The organism is Clostridium thermosuccinogenes (genome assembly GCF_002896855.1).
Classification (GTDB): Bacteria; Bacillota; Clostridia; order Acetivibrionales; family DSM-5807; genus Pseudoclostridium; species Pseudoclostridium thermosuccinogenes.
The window spans coordinates 2,370,348-2,390,512 of record NZ_CP021850.1 but is presented as its reverse complement, the minus strand read 5'-3'; the positions used below and the strand labels follow the sequence as shown (position 1 = coordinate 2,390,512).

The following is a 20,165-nucleotide window of genomic DNA, read 5'->3' as shown; positions in this document are numbered from 1 at the left end:
GAAGACATAACTTCACTGCACACTATATGAAATCGGTTTGCTGTGATGTCAAAAATATCAAAGGTATAAAAATTGTGGGAGAGTGAATAACATGCTTATTAAGCACCTACCTTGCGGATTATCGCCTTATTATGACTGCGGATACCAGCGCACACCTCATTATCCTCTGAAAAACGAAAAAGTCGAGATTAACTGCAGAATCGAGCACCTTCCGGAGAATGCCGATGTGTTTATCCAGTGGACTTTGGACGGTATGGAACAGGAAAGGATAAAAGGCACCAGGTTTTCAAGGGAAAATGATGACAGAGCTTATTTTTCTTTTAATCTGGGTCCCTTTGACCAGCCTGTGCATGTAACCTATAAAATAATCGCCAAAGCATCCGATGCTGAAATTTCCACCAAGGAATACAGCTTTGATGTTCTCACCCGGATTGAGCTGACAAAGCCTGAACTTGCAGGCGAATCCGAAAACAGCATATGGGCGGTGTACAAATATGGTGAAAATTATTATAGTATCGAGGCGGCAATCCAAAACAATCTCCTCCGGCTAAGCAGCCATAGCGGTCAAAAACCTGCTGCTATTAATGCCTTGAAAAAGACCAACGGGTATGAATACAAAAACGATGAAGGATACAGTGTAAAGGTTTCTGAAAATCCGTTTGGAATCTGTATCTCAAAAGACGGGGAAGAAATAATAGAGATTTCTGAAAAAAATATGGCCCTTGCTCTGGATGTGGATGCTGCGGGCAATGTATACAAAGTAGGCCAGACCTTCAGAATGCAGGGCAAAGGTTTCTATGGCTTTGGAGAGAAGTTTGACAGGATCAATCAAAAAGGTCTGGCTCCTAAAGCGTTTGTTGTTGAGAAATTTACAAACCAGCAGGATAAGACGTATATACCCATGCCTTTTTTCTTCACTGAAAAGGGATATGGATTCTATCGGGATACGTCCTACCGCAGCGATTTCTTCCTGAACCCGGTGGAATCAACGGATTTAGTGGATGTAAGAATTGAGAGCCTGTGCAGAAAAAGTGGATTGCTTTTTGAAGATTATATTTTCCTAGGCAAGCCAAGCTTTGTAATTAAAGAATTCCATAAGCTGACAGGTGCTCCTGCACTACCTCCAAGATGGACTTTTGGACCATGGATTTCAGCCAACGGATGGAATACTCAATCAGAAGCCCAGGAACAGATAGAACAACTGAACTTCCATTCAATACCTGCCACGGTTATGGTTTTGGAGGCCTGGAGCGACGAAGAAACCTTCTATATTTTCAATGATGCAAAATATGAATTGGGAGATGGAGGAAAAAGCTTTAAATTTGAAGATTTTACCTTTGAACAGCAATGCAAGTGGCCTGATCTGAAAGCTTTTACCGGCATGCTGGAAGAAAACAATATCAAGCTTATTCTCTGGCAGATTCCTGTAATAAAATATATCGAAGGCAATAAAGACAATCAGCTTTTTAATGATGAGTCCTACGTAATAAAAAATAAATACTGCATCATGAATGATGACGGGACCCCGTACAGGATAACCGACAACTGGTTCAATAATTCATTGGTTTTGGACTTTACAAACCCGGAAGCAGTAGAATGGTGGTTTAAAAAGAGGGAGTACCTTTTGACTCAACTCAATGTGGCAGGCTTTAAAACTGACGGGGGAGAATTTATATACGACAGCAGTGCCAGGTTTTATAACGGAAAAGACGTAGAAGAGATGCACAATTTATATCCGAATTTGTATGTGGGAGCTTACAATGATTTTCTGAAGAAGCATCTTGGTGAGGGCAACGGTGTGACTTTCAGCCGCGCAGGATTTACAGGCGCACAAAAATATCCTATACATTGGGCAGGCGACCAGCTATCAACGTATTCGGAACTGAGAGGTCAGCTTACGGCAGGTATTTCAGCAGGTTTGTCCGGAATTTTATTCTGGAGTTTCGATATCGGAGGATTTGCAGGAGAATTCCCTACAACGGAGCTGTACATAAGATCGGTAGAGTTTGCTGCTTTTTGTCCTATCATGCAGTTCCACTCGGAGCCGAGATCCGGACAATTCTTCCTCACGGAACGTGAGCATTGGATCAATGACAGAAGCCCATGGAATATGGCCAGGGTAAATAAAGACAACAGAATTTTAGAGCAGTACCGGAAATATGCCAACATAAGGATGAATCTCATTCCTTATTTGATTGAAGAAGCTTCAAACTGTGTCAATGTGTCAAGGCCTATGATGGCCCATTTGATATATGATTATCCGGAGGATGAAAATGTAATAAACATCGATGACGAGTATATGCTGGGGCGCGCACTGCTGGTAGCTCCGGTTATAAAGGAAGGGCAAACCGAAAGGAGTATCTACCTGCCTGAGGGAGAATGGTACGATTTTTGGACAGGGGAAAGAATTGACGGTGGAAAGGCGATAATGTACCCCTGCGCGCTTGATAGGATACCTGTTTTCGTTAAAGGCGGCAGTCTGATCCCGGTTAACCTGAATGAGCATTATATAATGGGCGAAACAGACAAAACAGGATTTGTGGGAAACAACACCGACGAATATGCAAATCTATGCTTTTTGGTATACGGAGAAGGTGAATGCAGCATAAAAACTGTAGGCTCAGAGAGCACCATAAAGGTAAGGGCTGTAGGAAGTAAAATAGATATTGAATGCAGTCCCGAAATAGATGCGGATAAGGTCACACTAATCTTTGCCGGGGACAATTATAAAGTGCAGGACGTTATTGTCAACGGAGGCAAGGCAGTAACACAGCCCATTACTGCAAAGGTGTTCGGGAGAGCAGTTCCGGGGTATGCAGTAAAGCTTGGGTAAAGTAAGTTGTCTGAAATAAAGCGAAAAAAGTAAATGTAGTTGCATTGCATAACGGATTTTAATTGATATTACTTATAAAATAAAAGTATATAAAATATATGAAAAATATAAAAACATATAAAAACGTGTAAAATCATGCAAAAGTATGTAAAGCATGTAAAAATATATGAACCAAAGTGAAGCTGCTGGCTTCAACATAAGTGCATACTTCAACATAAGTTCATAATGAAAGGATAAAAAGTGTATGTGATTTTTAAAAGCATTGAAAACACGCAAAAAAGCGACAAACCTGGATAAGAATGGATCACCTGATGAGCTTATGGGGTCGCCGGGCAGCAAAAAAAATACTCATATGTTCCTTTAATTTGATACTCATAAAGCATCGTGATTTACTAGTTCATAGAAAATCACGGTGCTTTATTTTGAGGGTGTAAATATCATTATGTAAACTATTTTTCCTTCAATGACAGTAAGCAAGTATGTATTAACCCAAGGATCTGCTTAATCCTTCGACAATAGCCTGCTTATGCCTATATAAGATCGGTTTGAATTCAGCCAATTGAAATGGATGATGTTGTTCAGAAAGGATTCAAAACATACAATAATCAATACATCCATATTGGCTGAGTTCATTCCTAAACTATGTAAAAAATATTCGATCTACTCCATGGCTTATTCATGATAATCTCAGAGAAACTGTTTCCCACGTCAGTATGCAACGTTGAATTCCTTCCTTTCTGTGCAGTACCTTCACTACATTGACATAACCTGCAAAGGGTGAGAGATTATTCCCAATACCTTACTTATAGTTTTAGATTGAAAAGTATAATATTCCAATTTCTACTTTTAATGCTTTTAATTAAACCTCATAAAAGATATAATATTGAGTTGACTGGCAAAAGATAGGATAACAGGAGGTAATTTGTGGAGGGTTTATGGAATAATCTGGCATATATTTTCAGGTCTGTAAAGAAGCATGATAAGCTATTATTGTTCTTTCTCGTAATAAATAATTTTGCTATGCTGCTTAATATTACTCTGCCAGTAATATTACCCCGGTACATCATTGACGGATTGATAGATGGCAAGGATTATAACGTAGTTTTGAACTATGTTCTGTTGTTTGCAGTCGGAACCATCGCTGCCTCGTCTTTGACCTATTTGCTAAAATCCAGCATTTATGTCCGCTCTATGACACTGCGGTTTAAGCTGATTGTAGAATCAGGCCAAAAGTTTATAACTATGAAATACATGCATTTTGAAAACCCTGATGTTCTTGATTTATCAAAACGTGGTGACCGCGCTACTGAAAATAATGCATCCGGTATTGAGGGGATACTGCATAGGCTCGCGAACTACGGCGCCAATCTTTTAACAGTTTTAGTGCTTGGCATGTCTATTTTGAGTGTGAATATATTGGTTACATTATTCTGCATTGTATTGTTGGCATTTACATATTTTATTTCATCAAAAGCCGGTAAGTATGAAAAGAAGGTACAGGATGAGTTAGTTACCACCCAACGCAAGTGGAATTATATCATAGGAATCCTCAGTGACACCGCATATTACAAAGATATCTTTATTTTTAACATGCAAAAAATGATATTTGGTAAGCTGTCTCTATTAGGAAATGAGAAACGCAAGGGGTTCCAAAAAACCAATGACCGAAACTGCTTGAAAAACAATGTTTTTTCTGTATTATCAGCCATGCAGCAGATGGTTATTTATATAGTTTTTTCTACCCTTGTTTTCAAAAGGATTATCACAATTGGCCAATACACCATGTATGTGGCTGCAGTCTATGCTTTTTACTCAGCAGCCAGCCAAACCATTAATGATACTGTTTTTATAGTGCAGCAGAATGAATACGTGAAAGATTTTCGTGCTTTCATGGATTTGGATGTGAGGGATGAAAAAGCTCAATATGCGCCATTGCCAGAAGCGATTAATGAAATCACTTTGAAAAATGTCAGTTTCAGATATCACAATCAAACAGTTGACGCACTCTATAACATATCAGTCTCATTTAAAAAGAATGAGAAAATTGCTATTGTAGGATTAAACGGAGCCGGAAAAACTACATTGATCAAATTGCTGACAAAGCTGTATGAACCGAGCATGGGAGATGTTTATTTCAATGACGTAAATCTTGCAGATGTGAGCAGGCTAGAGCTATATGATCAATTTTCGGTGGTATTTCAAGAATCCAATTTATTTTCATTTACATTGGCAGAGAACGTTTCCCTTAAGCCACTGCGGTACACGGATATTGATAGGGTAAAGCATTGCCTGGAGCAAGTAGGTCTTTCTGAAACTGTAGCAAAGCTGCCCAAGGGCGTTTTGCAGCCTATGTTAAAAATCATTGATGACGATGGAGTGGAGTTTTCCGGCGGTGAGCTTCAAAAGCTATCCCTCGCCCGGGCTCTTTATAAAGATGCGCCAATTATGATTTTAGACGAGCCAACCGCATCCTATGACGCTTTGGCAGAAGAACGAATTTATAAAATGTTTAATGAATTAACACAAAACAAAACGGTGTTTTACATATCACACCGTCTTGCATCGACGCGCTTTTGCGACCGGATTATCATGTTAGAGAACGGGAAAATCGTAGAGCAAGGCAGCCATGATGATTTGATAAAGCAAAACGGCAAATATGCATCATTATTCCGGGTGCAATCCCAATACTATAAGGAGGGAGAGCTATGAGGAATGCCAGGCTGTTCAGAAAAGAAGCCATTACAACACTGAGCTATTTTGCAAGGCTTATTTTTTCAAAGCATAAAAGCTATTTCATATCTTTTATGCTGAAAATTCTGTTAACAGGAGCCGGTCCGCTGCTTACAATAATGCTAAGCAGAAGCTTGATTTACTTTTTGACTGCGCTGGATGCACGGCTATTTTTTACCACAGCAGGTTTATTGGTTTTGCTAAACCTTGTTATAGGCATATGCAGCAATGCCATATCGCGCCACATGGATTTGGTCCATAATGACGTGCAGCTGCATCTTGAGGAAGAGATCGGGAGAAAAACTGCAAGATTGAAATATGAGGTTATTGAAACATCGAATTTTCACAATAAACTTGAACAGGCTAAAATCGGTATTAGCTGGTACTCCGGCGGCATAGCGGGACTCGCAAATAACATTGCTTCCTTTTGCGCCGGTATTGTTACCCTTTTAGGAACGCTGACAATCATCTCACAGCTATCCTTTTGGATTGTTCTCGTAATTTTGGTTTCCTCAATATTAAGCATTGTTGCAACGGCAGCAGCGCAAAAGAGGGACGCTAATTTCCGTAAAAGGCTGGCGGCTGTGAATCGTAAGCTTGCTTATTTTCTTGATATTTTTAAAGAAGAACGCATCGCCAAGGATGTACGATTGTATAAGGCTGGCCATTTGATTGAAACCAGAGTTAATGAGTTCCTTTATCATTTAAAGCAGTGGAATGCACCGTATATGCAGAGGTCAAAGAAAGCAGCTTTTTCTAAAACCTTGCAGCAGATCAAGAAAAAAGCTTGTTTCGCTGCGAGGTTTTTGCTTATTGATCTTCTATGAACCTATCACAAAGTTATAAGCGCGCAGTCCGTAGTAAAAAGAAATCCTTATTTGGCTCATTTCCCAAAAAAGAAGGCCAAAATTTCCGAAGCATCCAGGATACTGATGAATTCAATCTTCCAGCAATTACTTATAAAGATTCACTTAAACAATTAACTAACTATTGACACCATTTGTATATTATGGTAGCATTAAATTACAATAATTTCATAATTTTACATCATTTTTAGTTTTACCCCTCATGCACACATCTATGGAAATGAAAATCCTTACTAAAAAAAGGAGGGTGATTTCCATGACCTAATCAAAAACACTGGAATCTAAAAAAGCTCAAGAGCAAGGCAGCGAAGGGAATGCACAATATGATATTAGTAGGGAAAATAACCCCCAAAACAGGAGGTATGGAGATGAACAGACGTCTAAAGCACATTATCACACAGATATTTATACTTGTGCTTATTTTTAGCATTAACTTAAACGTTTACGCTCTCGACGGCATATGGCATAATCCGACAGGCTGGGATGATCTTTACGGAGGTAAGGAAGTTGGAACAGAGCCTTGCGAGCGTTACCCCCGTGACCCTATTGCAGGGGAAAATGTATACATAAAGTCCAAGACTTGGCCTATTGAGTTAGGGCAGGCAGTATGGGTAACCTGGAAAAAAAACGGGGTTGAACAGCCTGTTGTGAATGCTCAATGGAAATACAACGATGGCTATGACTCATACTGGGAAGCCAACCTTGGAAGCTTTGCAAAAGGTGACGTAGTGGAATATACAGTCCATGCCGATCACTATGGTCAAAACAGAAAATCCACGGATACTTACTCCTTTGTTGTTACCGGATGGGACTCTGTTAAAGATGTCATTTCGTTTACCAATTACAACAATCGTGTTGAATTCACGTGCTCATCAGAATCCGGAACTTTAAATCCAAAGATTAGTTTTTCTTTTCCCGGTTCCGGCTATTTCCGTATGCAATTTGAACCGTTAGGTAACGGCACTTTCTCGGGAGGGCTTGCAAATTACACTGTTGACAGCTCCAATCCTGCATACGTACTGATTAACGGACCGGACATCAAATTGAAGGTATTCAAGACACCGTACAAACTTGAGGTTTACGATGCAAACAACAATCTTCTTACTACAGAATATGATCGTTCACAGGGCAGAAGCCTGGCTTTCCTTACCAATGGAACCAATTATGTCTCAAAGATCGAGGAGAATTTATATACTCCGGCCGATGAGACTTTTTCAGGCTTCGGTATGAGATATAACGCGATTAATCAGCGAGGAAAGAATGTTGATATATACACTGTGAACTGGTATCTTGATCAGGATAACAAGACTTATCTTCCGGTTCCCTTCTATATATCAAACAAGAATTACGGGATATTCCTAAACTCCACTTACTATTCACAGTTCCGGCTGGCGACCGATGCAAGTGATAAGGCTACCATACGGGTGAATGCCGGCGGATACACCAACACAAACCTGGATATGTATTTCTTTAGCGGCACACCAAAAGAAATATCCGTCAAATACACGGATGTGGTTGGAAAGCCGGAAATTCCGCCAGTCTGGGCTTTTGGACCCTGGATATCTGCAAATGAATGGAACAAGCAATCCGAAGTAGAAGAGCAGATTGCTAAAACTCTGCAGTATGATATTCCCACTTCCGCTATGGTTGTTGAGGCATGGGCTGACGAGGAAACCTTCTATATATGGGGTGATGCCCAATATACTCCCCGGGATGCCAATTGGATTCCTACCATGTCGGATTTCACTTTTGGTGGTCGTTGGCCAAATCCAAAGGGTTTTATAGACTATGCCCATGCAAATAATATTAAAGTTCTTTTGTGGCAGCTGCCTGTTATTAAAAGCTCAAGCAATCCTATTCCGCAGTTGGCTACCGATGAGGCTTATGCCCTGCAGCAGGGATATGTATTGGGTGACGGCAAAGGAGGAGCCTATCGCATGGCACCCGGATGGTATGGCAATAGCGTGTTGCCTGATTTTACAAACCCTGCTGCTGCTCAATGGTATCTTAACAAGAGACGATACCTGCTTGAGGAAATGGGCATCGATGGCTTTAAGTGTGACGGGGGAGAATTTGTATGGGGACGGAACATAACCTCCTTTGGAGGAATCAAAGGAGACGAGTTGCGCAACCTTTATCCGGATCTATACATTAATGCATACTATGACTTTGCCAAAACATATAACGCTGACAGCGTAATTTTCAGCCGTGCAGGAGGTGCTTTGGCAGGTCAGCATCCTATCTCATGGTCAGGTGACCAGCGTTCCAGCTTCAGTGCCTACAGAGATGCCATGAGGGCGTGCATAACGGCATCAATGTCAGGTGTGCCTTTTGTAACCTGGGATTTGGCGGGATTCAACGGAGACATACCAAGCACGGAGCTTTACAAACGCAGTGTTGCTCAGGCGGCCTTCTCTCCGATTATGCAGCTGCATTCTGAGTCAGGAGGAGACCCGTACCCCAGCGTTGCAAGGACTCCCTGGAACATGTATGAACGTACAGGGGACATCGATTGCATCAATATTTACCGGAAATTTGCCAATATGCGTATGAGCTTGATCCCTTATTTGTACAACGAAGCAAAATACACAAATGCAACCGGAGTACCCATGATGAGGTCCATGGCCTATGAATTCCCTGATGATGCTGTGGCAGAAACTATGGAGTTCCAGTATATGCTGGGTGGAAACCTGCTCGTTGCGCCCATTGAAAATGAAGGTCAAACCAGCAAGCTGATTTATCTGCCCGAGGGTGAGTGGATTGATCTTTTCTGGGGTGCAAAGCGTCCTGGTGAAAGCTTCATCACCTATTATGCCGGTCTGGATACTATTCCGGTGTTTGTAAGAGCCGGAAGTGTTCTTCCGATGAATCTGAATTCGGATTATGATTTTGGCGGATCTGTCGGAAATGATACCACATCCTACAAGAACCTTACTTTCCGCATTTATCCTTCCGGCCAGACCAACTATGACTGGTATGACTATGTTGATAAAGTCCAGAGGTCCTTATCGGTAAATGAAAACTATGCAGCATCCCAGATTACCATCAATGCACCAGTGATGAACAGGACATGCACACTGCAGGTTTTCTCCGGAAAGCCTGGTGCTGTTAAGTTTGGCAATACGGCAATTTCAAGCTTTAATGACCTGGCGGCTTTCAAAGCTGCATCCAGTGGATGGTACTATGACGCCCAGCAGCATCTGACATATATTAAAGTTCCTGCTTCCACAAGTTCAGCTATTATCCTGGAAAATGTGCATGAAGTTCCTTATGAAGCAGAGTATGCCACTTTGAATGGTGTTGATGTCAATACCAATCATGCCGGTTATGAGGGAACAGGATTTGTTGATAATTTCGCCCAGGCGGGAAAATCGGTTGAGTTTGAAATTCATGCACCGGCCAATATGGTTTATACGCTTGACATACGCTACTCTGCCGGTACGGAAAATGCAACGCGCAACCTGTATGTAAACGGTGAAATACACTCCACAGTTGATTTGCCCAAGACTGCAGACTGGGATACCTGGGGGACTGTAACCAAGTCCATTACATTGAACAAAGGCAAAAACACCATACGGTTATCTTATGATTCCGGCAATAAAGCGGGGATTAATCTGGACAACATCACCGTACGCAAAAATTAGTTCACAAAACTATGCAGACAGCGACAGAGAGTTTGCATAAAAGAGAAAGCTAAATTGATTCCAAGGTAAACTTCAATGGCGTCGGAGAGATGAATTTTAAGGGGATTCCTAAGGTAGCCAGCGTAAGTTCACCTTCTCCAGGATGTATTACTTGCTGAGTCAGCGAAATTTACCGTCCGGCAATTACTTTCTCCCTATACTGAGTTGCAATTCCTTTGTTGTGCTATATATGGCTTACAAAAAAGGGTGGATATTTATTAGCGGATATTTATTTAATAGATATCCACCCGAGAAACTCTGTTACTTTATGATTACCTAAGAAGGAGTGTGAGTTATGAGTATATATGATAAAAATAAAAGCTCCATCAATGCACGTTTTATCTCTTTGTTAATTATATTTTCAATTATATGTTCTGTAACAATACTACAGTCTCCCATCACCGCAAATGCTTATGCCGATACCCTTGGCAATGTGATTTCCGCAACAGCCAATGGCGATAATGTAACAATCATTGTTGACAATGGCATGGAGCCCGGAGATGACATACTCGAGCTTCAAGTATGCGAGAGCGACATACTTAGAGTTAATTACCGGCCCAATGGCATTGCTTCCAGCCCATCTACTCCCATCATCGATCCTACACGGGTATGGGGAAGTGTTGGCGCATCTATTGATGTAAATTCAGATCCCATTACCATAAGCACAAGTGATATGAGAATTGAAATCAAGCGCAATCCCTGCCGCATGACCGTTAAGAAACCCGATGGCACTGTACTTTTCTGGGAGCCTGACAATGCTGGTGTTTTTCACGACGGTGTCCGTTTCCAGCGTCCTGCCGGACAGAACATGTATGGATTGCATGGATATGCCTGCTTTGACGAAAACGGAGAGCTGCTCCGGAACAACACGACTGCCCCTGCCAAGGCAGGTCAGCAGGGTAATTCCGGTGGACCTTTCATGTGGTCTACTGCCGGATATGGTCTTCTGATTGATTCCGACGGCGGTTATCCGGTGTTGGAAAGCAGCACAAACAAGATGGAATTTTATTATGGAGACATGATCGAAGAAGGCCGTCGTTACTATAAGGAAAATGTAGAATACTACATTATGTTCGGCGATCCCGAAAATATCATGGAAAATTACTCCCGTATAACCGGTCAGGCTCCGATGATGCCGAAATGGTCCATGGGATTCTCAAATTATGAATGGGGAATCAATCAAACAGAGCTGTACAATATAGTTGACACTTACCGTGCCAAGGACATTCCGATAGACAGCTATGGTATAGACTATGACTGGAAGAGATATGGTGAAGATAATTATGGTGAATTTGCATGGAATACGGCAAATTTCCCGGATGCATCCAGCAATCTGCTGAAGGATACCATGCTGAGCAAAGGCATTCGCCTGATAGGGATTACAAAACCCCGTATCGTAACCAAGCTGCAGAATGGTGCATGGACAAAACAAGGTCTTGATGCCCAGGCAGGAGACTATTTCTATCCTGGACATGCGGAATATACTGATTATTTCTATCCGGTTACCGTTAGAAGTATTGATCCTTATAAGCCAGCGGCTCGAGACTGGTTTTGGCAGCATTCCATTGACGCTTTCAATAAGGGCATAGCAGGCTGGTGGAATGATGAGACCGACACCGTGGCATCCGGTTGGGCAAACTTCTGGTTTGGGAACTTTACAACCCTTCACTTGTCCCAGGCCATATATGAAGGTCAGCGCAGTTATACCAACGGACAGACCCGTGTATGGCAAACTGCCCGGAATTACTATCCCGGCACACAGCGCTATGCCACCACCATCTGGTCCGGAGATGTGGGTACCCAGTTCCATATGAATGAGCACATTTGGTGGACTGCGGGATTAAACGAACAGAAAGCCACTATGCTTTCTACCATCAACAACGGACAGATGAAATGGGGATCCGACGGAGGCGGATTCAATCAGAATACCGGCACCACTGAGAACCCCAGCCCCGAATTATATACACGCTGGTTGCAGTTAGCAGCGTTTACCCCTGTTTTCCGCGTACATGGAACTTTCCAGCACCAGAGACAGCCATGGTATTACGGCTTCACTGCGGAGGAAAGCTCTAAAGCGGCAATACGGCTCCGTTATGCGCTACTGCCTTATGTGTATTCATATGAATACAAGGCTTATGAAAAAGGTGTGGGACTGGTAAAGCCGCTGCTGTATGACTACCCGAATGATCCCAATGTCGCCAATTATTCCGACGCATGGATGTTTGGAGATTGGCTCTTGGTAGCACCTGTAACGGAGCGCTATCAGACTACCAAGTGGATTTACCTGCCGGCAGGTGAATGGATAGATTACTTTACCGGCATTGTCTACAATGGTGGGCAATACATACCGTATGCTGTCAACGGAGAAAGCTGGACGGATATACCGCTGTTCATAAAGAAAGGCGCTATAATACCCAGCCAGGAAGTGCTGAATTATGCTGATGAAAAAGCTGTTACCGATATTTTTGTGGATATTTTCCCCGACATGGCGGCCAGCACTTTCAACTTTTATGATGATGATGGCCAGACCTACAACTATGAAAACGGCCAGTACTTTAAGCAGGTATTTACGGCTCAGGATCTCGGCGGTAGTGGCATAAATGTATCTGTTAGCGCCAAGTCAGGTTCTTACGCATCTCCAATTAAATATTACTACCTGAAGATTCATGGCAAAGCTGCGCAAACAGTATCAATCAATGGTGTCAGCTCCGTACCGTCCTACCCGAATATCTATGCTTTAAGGTCCGGAGTTGGAGAGGGGTACGCTGTAGGAAAAGATATTTATGGAGATGTAACATATGTAAAAATAGCAGCAGGTGCGCAGAAAAACGTTACTATCAATGGTTCGGTTGCACAATCGGCTGATAGAATGACCTATGAAGCAGAGGAAGCTTCATTATGGGGAAAGACGGTTGCAACCAAAGCCGGTTACAACACTAATCACACCGGGTATACCGGATTGGGCTTCGCCGACAGATTTGAAAACGACGGAGCAGCTGTCACTTTCGACGCCAAAGTGAAAGTGGGAGGAGAGTTCCCGGTTGATATCCGCTACGCTAACGGAAGCTCGGAGAACAGGACCATGAGTGTTTATGTGAATGGAACGTTCATACGTCAGGTTTCCTTTGCACCTACTGGCAATTGGGATACTTGGGGTACTTCTACCCAGATGCTGCCGTTAGTTGCGGGACGCAACAGCATCACGATCAAGTATGAAGCAAGTATGGGTGATACCGGATTTTTGAATATTGACAACATAAGCGTTCCTTTCTATCCTGAAACTGCTGTATTTGAAGCCGAGTCTGCGGCCTTATACGGTACGGCAGCCAGGAAAACAGATCACTGGTTTTACAGTGGTTCCGGTTTTGTGGCCGGTATGGAAAGCGTTGGAGCTGAAGTTGCATTCAAGGTTGATGTGCCCCAGTCCGGAAGCTATGATACCATGCTTAGATATTGCAATGCAAATGGTGTTGCAAAAACGCTTAACGTTTATGTAAATGGTGTCTATCAGACCACTGCCAACTTAGCCAGCAGCGGATATGACTGGAATGTATGGTCCGACTGGGCAAACACCTTCAATCTTCAGAAAGGCCAGAATACCATTTCTTTCCGTTTCGATAGCGGAAACAGCGGCTATGTCAATCTGGACAGCTTACAGGTAAATTTGGCTGCACCCACCGCACATGTAGAAAGAAACATCCTTGATAATGGTGGATTTGAAAGACCTACCTGGGATAGCTCCAAATGGACTGAGTGGCATCCTGCAGGCCAGGCTCTGGCTTATGGTGTTGACAGCGGCATCGGTACGAACCCGCCCGAAGCTGCCCGGGAAGGGGAACAGCGGGCTTACTTCTATCACGGTTCTGCCTATAGTCAGAGTATTCACCAAACTGCCAATATTGAAAACGGAGTGTACAAACTGGAGTTTTGGGCAAGACAGTTCAACACAGCACCATATACAGCACGGGCCGAAGTCATGGAATATGGAGGAAACACCATATACTTTGATATACCCCAGTCGACAGAATGGAGACACTATGTGATTGACAACATTTCTGTTACAACGGGATATATTGATATTGGTTTTTATGTGAATTCGCCGGGAGGGACTACTTTGCACCTTGATGGCGTGAGATTGATTAAGAAATAGTCCATAACCATAAAGATAAAAGCCAAGAGATGAAAAGTAAAATCGTCAATACAAGGATGGTGGTGCCAAGCTGCACGGAAAAATTTGAGTAAACTCACTTTTTTGTGTAAAAATATGGAAGATGATGCGGCAAAATTTTAACCGTATTTTAGAAAAAACCTATTGACTAGATACAGAATCCGTGGTAAACTCATATAAAATTAAATAAGGGAATACATCTTAGAAATAAACAAAGGTGTTTAGATCGTTTGCGATTTAAACACCTTTTTTATTTAATATTAAATTTTTGAATAAAAGAGGGGGATGAAATATGGAAACTCAAGTTATACTGGACACCTTATGGGTTGTTTTAGCAGCTATGCTGGTGTTCTTCATGAACCTTGGCTTTGCCATGGTGGAAAGCGGGTTTGCTCGCGCAAAGAACTGCGTGAACATCCTGTCTAAAAACTTTATTGTATTTGCAGTATCTTCCCTGGGTTTTCTGATTCTGGGGTGGGGACTGATGTTTGGAGACGGAAATGGCCTAATAGGACTGAAAGGCTTGTTTATGGCCGGTGGTGCAGATAATTCACCGGCTACCGGAGATGCCTACCAGGGCGTATATTCTGCCATATCGTGGGCAGGAATTCCTTTCTGGGCCAAGTTCTTTTTCCAATTGGTGTTCTGCGGAACCGCTGCTACCATTGTTTCAGGAGCTGTGGCAGAACGCATCAAGTATATTTCCTTTATAGTATTTTCTTTCTTCTTAACTTTGCTGGTATACCCCATAGTAGGACATTGGATCTGGGGGGGAGGCTTCCTTTCAGAATTGGGCATGCTGGATTTCGCCGGAGGCACGGTGGTACATTCGGTAGGCGGCTGGGCTGCGCTTTCCGGTGTGATGATCCTGGGTCCAAGAGTTGGTAAGTATACAAAGGACGGCAAGATTCATCCTATACCGGGTCATAACATGTCTTTAGCTACAATTGGTGCATTTGTCCTGTGGCTTGGTTGGTTTGGATTCAATCCCGGTTCCACGATGGCGGCAACTCCTGAATCCATAACGCACATTCTTATGACCACCAATACTGCCGGTGTTGTAGCAATACTCACAGCTACAGCCACTTCATGGATTGTGATCGGCAAACCGGATTTGGGAATGTCAATAAACGGGTTGTTGGCTGGATTGGTAGCCATCACTCCTTCCTGTGCATTCGTAAGTGTAACCAGTTCCTTGATTATCGGTGCTGTGGCAGGTGTTGCAGTAGTATTTGCAGTTATTATGTTTGACCGTCTGAGGCTGGATGATCCGGTAGGTGCCCTGGCTGTCCATCTTGTAAACGGTGTTTTGGGTACAATAGGCGTAGGTTTGTTTGCCCAGGATGGTATAGGTGGAATAAGCACTCCCAATGGACTGTTCTTTGGCGGTGGCCTGGGACTTTTGGGAGCACAGTTAATTGGTGTCATATGTGCAGGAGCATTTACCTTTGCAGCATCCACAGTACTTTGGCTGGCAATTAAGCACACTATCGGCATCAGAGTAAGTCTTAAGGAGGAGATAGAAGGATTGGACCTCGGGGAACATGGCAATCAGGCGTATCCTGAATTTGTCTCCCACAAGATACCTTATGCCCTTATTGTAAAAGATATAAATACTGTTTCCGTCGGAGCCGGCGCTTCGGAGAGCATCAAAGCATCCAAGAGTCCGGAACAGGTCAAAATTTGATAAAGGGAGGTTGGAGCCATGAAACAGATTAAAGCAATTGTTCGACCGGAAAAACTGCCGGATGTCAGAGAAGCACTGGAAAAGACGGGTTGCTATCGTGGAGTCATGATAACTGATATCATGGGGCAAGGCGCTCAAAAGGGAATTACCCAGGCATGGCGCGGTGAAAAATACCAGGTGGACCTGCTTCCCAAAGTTATGATCGATCTGGTGGTCAAGGATGAGGATGTGGAAACCATCACGAATATTATAATCAAGAGTGCCCGGACAGGAGATATCGGCGACGGCAAGATTTTCATTTACGATGTCGTGGAAGCCGTAAGGATCAGAACTGGAGAAAAGGGCAATGATGCATTATAATTACTTCTCATCAGGACAAATTAATAGAAAAATTTTATACCCCCTGCAGCTCTTTTGCTTGCAGAGGGTTTTCCTGTCAGTAATTTTTTTGATTGATTCAAATATGAAATTAGATATCGAAAAGCAATTATAATACTTTATTTTACTAAATTTCACTGCTCACCGGAGTTATTCTTTTTTGACTTCAATTCCTTTATCTTGTTTTCAACATCTTCCCGGCTTACTGTGCTTAAAAAGGTGAATTGGAAATTCAGAGCTTTTTCCATATTTTCCAGCGCTTTATCGATCTTGCCTTTTGCCTCCAGAGTCAGGCCATAATTATAATAAGCTTCAGGGTAGGTTGGGTTTTGCGACATGAGCTTTTCGTATATCTCTTCCGATTTATCCAGTTCTCCCAGCAAATAATAATTCTGAGCCAGATTGTCCACTATTACGGAATTGCTGTTGTTATAATCGTACGCTTCCAGGTTAAAGGCCAAGGCTTTTTCCAGGTCTCCTTTCAATATCAGCAGGTATCCCAGGCTTCCATAGATGGTGGTAGTTTTGTATTTGGAGAATACCTCCTCAAGAAGATCAACAGCTCCGTCAAGATTCCCTTTTTTCCATAAAACGAGGGCAAGATTGGATTTTGCCAGCATTTCATCATCAAAGGCCGGAGATTTGCTGAGGAATTTATCCAATATGGCTTCCGACTCATTCACCTTTCCATATTTAAGAAGAAGATAAGCGTAGGAAATAATGGTTTTTGGCTGGGCTTTTCCAGTGGCGTAAGCTTTCCGGAACCACTCCATGCTCTTTTGGACATCACCCTTGCCATAGCTCACATTGCCCATAATTGCAAAAATCGCAGACCTTCCGTCATATAAAGAATATGCTATATACAAGACGGCAAAGGCTAATGCTGCATAACTGTTAAAGAAAAAAAGAATAACGAAAATCAAAACAGGTAAAAGAAACTTGAGGAAGAACTTCATTAATGCATTAGATTTCATATCACTACCTCCGGGTATTTTTCTTCACGTTAGTGTCAAACTATGCTTTTATACTCTGCCTTGCGCAGCCTGATTTACTTCCGGATAGCACCAAGCTGCATTTCACATATGCTGCTTTGCACTGCCCGGTCCATATATGAACAGTTTAAGCCTTGCTTATCATGATAGACTGTACTCATCATGACAAACTGTGTTCATCATGTGCGCTTTGCATTGATATCTAAAATATCATTTGCTGTTAAAAATATTATAAACCGCCATTTACCAGCATGCAACTGAGAATGTGCAATGATGGAAATTCAAAATAATAATAAATCACCTTAGTAATTATCTTAGTATAACTAAATTTATGATATGTATCGATATTAATTTTTTAACGTGAAACTTATGCTTGGAAAAGGCTGGCACAGCTTCTGATGCATGTAAAGTGCAATTAATAAAAATCCATGTTCTAATTTTCGCGCTAATGAGTGAATTTAAAAAGCTGTTGAATAAAAAATGAACATATGGTATAATACTACAAAAAATAAGCAAAAGGCTGTGAAAGAGGAAAGTAGGCGGGGATTTTGTCCAAGAGAAAAGATACCTGAGGCTGAAAGTATCTTTACAATATGAACCGTTGAAGTTCCCTCTGGAGCTGCATCCTGAACTAATAGTAGGAGATGCCGGAACATAACCGTTAACTTATGAGGACAATAAAATCAGATGCTTTTTACGATCATCTGAGGAGTTGTCTTATTGAGGGCCTGTATTGAAAAATGCAGGAATTCGGGTGGTAACGCGAAGCAATGCCTTCGTCCCAAAAGGGATGAAGGCTTTTTTGTTTATGGGCTTTAGCCTGTTGAGCATGAAGCGAATTTCTCTGCAGAGAAATGAGCCATGCGAAACAAAAAACCACCCGCTATGCGGGTGCGGAAACGATTGTTATACAAAAAATCACCTTTCCGTTATAATAGAGTTGTTCAGGCTACTATCATAACGAGAGGAAAGGTGATTTCATGGCTAACAAAAGCAACGATATGTCACACACAAAATGGATGTGCAAATATCACATCGTCTTTACACCTAAGTATAGACGAAAAATAATTTATAATCAATACAGGGAAAGTATAAGAGATATCATAAAACAGCTATGCAGCTATAAGGGAGTAGAAATAATAGAGGGACATCTCATGCCAGATCATATACATATGCTAGTAAGTATACCTCCCAAAATAAGTGTATCAAGTTTTATGGGATATTTGAAAGGGAAAAGTGCACTCATGATATTTGACAAGCACGCAAATCTTAAATATAAATTCGGAAATCGTCACTTTTGGGCAGAAGGATATTATGTTAGTACAGTAGGATTAAATGAAGCAACAATTAGAAAATATATACAAGAGCAAGAGAAACACGACATTATGTTAGATAAATTAAGTGTAAAAGAATATGAGGACCCCTTCAAGGGGTAGCTGGTAGTACAAACGTCCCTTAAGGGGCGGCGACGAGTTAAGGGCATAGTGGCTTGAACAAAGTGAAAGCCAGCGTCTTTAGGCGCTGGCCGGTAACATCCCCTTATAGGGGTAGAGCAAACCACCCGTTGGACGGGTGGTTATGATTGGAAAGGATGGGATTAAATCCAAAAGGACAGCTGTTGGATATCCCGGAGCAGGTTTTAAAATAATAAAACGAAAAAGCTTTTTGGAAAACAGAAAGGGTACATAAAATGAAAAATACGGGGGTGTTCTGCAAACCGTGTAGTCCGAAAGGAAGGCAGTAGGTCCCCATACATTTTTATTAAACCAGCATTAAGGAAAGGAGTCGACTTATGATGAGAGAACAGTTGAACAATATCAAGGCTCAGGCAGAAGAAGCCCTGTCTTCCGTATCATCGATACAGGAGCTGGAAAATGTCAGAGTGAAATATCTTGGAAAGAAAGGAGAACTGACAGCCGTGCTGAGAGGCATGGGAGCCCTTTCTGCCGAGGAAAGGCCTGTGATAGGTCAGCTTGCCAATGAAGTCAGGCAGTTTATTGAGGACATTCTCACCAAAAAGATGAAAGAACTGGCGGAAGCGGAAAAAAGAATCAGACTGGAAAAGGAAAAAATAGACATAACAATGCCGGGCAGAACAAGAAGCTTTGGAAAAAGGCATCCCCTGACCCAGGTAATTGATGAAATAAAGGAGGTATTCCTGGGAATGGGATACCAGATTGCCGAAGGCCCTGAAGTGGAACTGGATTATTTTAACTTTGAAGCGATGAATATACCCAAAAATCATCCTTCCAGGGATGTTCAGGACACTTTCTACATCGATGGCAATGTAGTTTTAAGAACTCATACATCTCCTGTTCAGGCTAGGGTTATGAAAACTCAGAAGCCTCCCATCAGGATTATATGTCCCGGAAGGGTTTACCGCTCCGATGAAGTGGACGCCACCCACTCTCCGGTATTTCATCAGATCGAAGGCCTGGTGGTGGACAAGGGAGTGACTATGGGAGATTTGGTAGGAACACTGCAAGTATTTGCAAAAGCTTTGTTCGGAGAGGATACAAAAATCCGCTTAAGGCCTCACCATTTCCCGTTCACCGAACCCAGCGCGGAGGTTGACGTATCCTGCTGGAGCTGCCATGGGAGCGGATGCAGGGTTTGCAAAGGCGAAGGATGGGTTGAAATCCTCGGCGCCGGAATGGTTAGCCCTAAAGTGCTGAGGGAATGTGGAATAGATCCTGATGAATACAGCGGCTTTGCTTTTGGCCTTGGAGTTGAGAGAGTTGCCATGGCGAGATTCAATATAGATGATATGAGGCTGTTTACCGAGAATGACGTAAGATTTTTAATGCAGTTCTGACAACTATAGAGCA

General features: G+C 42.4%; 10 protein-coding genes and 1 other annotated feature. Of the genes, 9 read left to right on the top strand and 1 reads right to left on the bottom strand.

Translation table 11 applies throughout. From position 1 onward, the window contains the following. Nucleotides 1–91 precede the first annotated feature (91 nt). The 7 genes from CDO33_RS10435 to CDO33_RS21265 all read left to right on the top strand — a co-directional run bounded on the left by CDO33_RS10435 (nucleotide 92) and on the right by CDO33_RS21265 (nucleotide 16,327). Nucleotides 92–2,833 (top strand): glycoside hydrolase family 31 protein, encoded by a 2,742-nt coding sequence (locus CDO33_RS10435; protein WP_103082927.1) that lies wholly within the window; start codon nucleotides 92–94, stop codon nucleotides 2,831–2,833. A gap of 924 nt (nucleotides 2,834–3,757) precedes the next feature. Continuing rightward, nucleotides 3,758–5,542: an ABC transporter ATP-binding protein gene (locus CDO33_RS10425; protein WP_103082929.1), complete on the top strand. Its 1,785-nt coding sequence runs from the start codon at nucleotides 3,758–3,760 to the stop codon at nucleotides 5,540–5,542. Beyond that, complete coding sequence (locus tag CDO33_RS10420) at nucleotides 5,539–6,390, top strand: ABC transporter ATP-binding protein (RefSeq protein WP_103082930.1); 852 nt, start codon at nucleotides 5,539–5,541, stop codon at nucleotides 6,388–6,390. The genes CDO33_RS10425 and CDO33_RS10420 overlap by 4 nt, the downstream gene beginning before the upstream one ends. 407 nt (nucleotides 6,391–6,797) lie before the next feature. Continuing rightward, complete coding sequence (locus CDO33_RS10415) at nucleotides 6,798–10,073, top strand: TIM-barrel domain-containing protein (RefSeq protein ID WP_161496600.1); 3,276 nt, start codon at nucleotides 6,798–6,800, stop codon at nucleotides 10,071–10,073. A gap of 334 nt (nucleotides 10,074–10,407) precedes the next feature. Then, the gene (locus CDO33_RS10410; protein WP_103082932.1) at nucleotides 10,408–14,262 is read left to right on the top strand and encodes a TIM-barrel domain-containing protein; all 3,855 of its coding nucleotides are present in this window, start codon (nucleotides 10,408–10,410) and stop codon (nucleotides 14,260–14,262) included. A gap of 310 nt (nucleotides 14,263–14,572) precedes the next feature. After that, on the top strand, nucleotides 14,573–15,967 hold the full coding sequence (locus CDO33_RS10405) for an ammonium transporter (RefSeq protein ID WP_103082933.1): 1,395 nt from the start codon (nucleotides 14,573–14,575) through the stop codon (nucleotides 15,965–15,967). An 18-nt stretch (nucleotides 15,968–15,985) separates the two neighbouring features. Continuing rightward, entirely contained in the window at nucleotides 15,986–16,327 is a 342-nt protein-coding gene (locus CDO33_RS21265; protein ID WP_103082934.1) for a P-II family nitrogen regulator, read from the top strand. A gap of 152 nt (nucleotides 16,328–16,479) precedes the next feature. On the opposite strand, the gene CDO33_RS10400 is transcribed toward CDO33_RS21265, so the two are convergent. Next, on the bottom strand, nucleotides 16,480–17,319 hold the full coding sequence (locus tag CDO33_RS10400; protein WP_103082935.1) for a tetratricopeptide repeat protein: 840 nt from the start codon (nucleotides 17,317–17,319) through the stop codon (nucleotides 16,480–16,482). Between the two features lie 531 nt (nucleotides 17,320–17,850). Further along, nucleotides 17,851–18,124, top strand: a binding site (T-box leader). A gap of 193 nt (nucleotides 18,125–18,317) precedes the next feature. Here CDO33_RS10400 and tnpA point away from each other — a divergent pair. Then, complete coding sequence (gene tnpA, locus CDO33_RS10395) at nucleotides 18,318–18,773, top strand: IS200/IS605 family transposase (RefSeq protein WP_103083351.1); 456 nt, start codon at nucleotides 18,318–18,320, stop codon at nucleotides 18,771–18,773. Nucleotides 18,774–19,132: 359 nt separating this feature from the next. Next, on the top strand, nucleotides 19,133–20,152 hold the full coding sequence (pheS, locus tag CDO33_RS10385; RefSeq protein WP_103082612.1) for a phenylalanine--tRNA ligase subunit alpha: 1,020 nt from the start codon (nucleotides 19,133–19,135) through the stop codon (nucleotides 20,150–20,152). Nucleotides 20,153–20,165 lie beyond the last annotated feature (13 nt).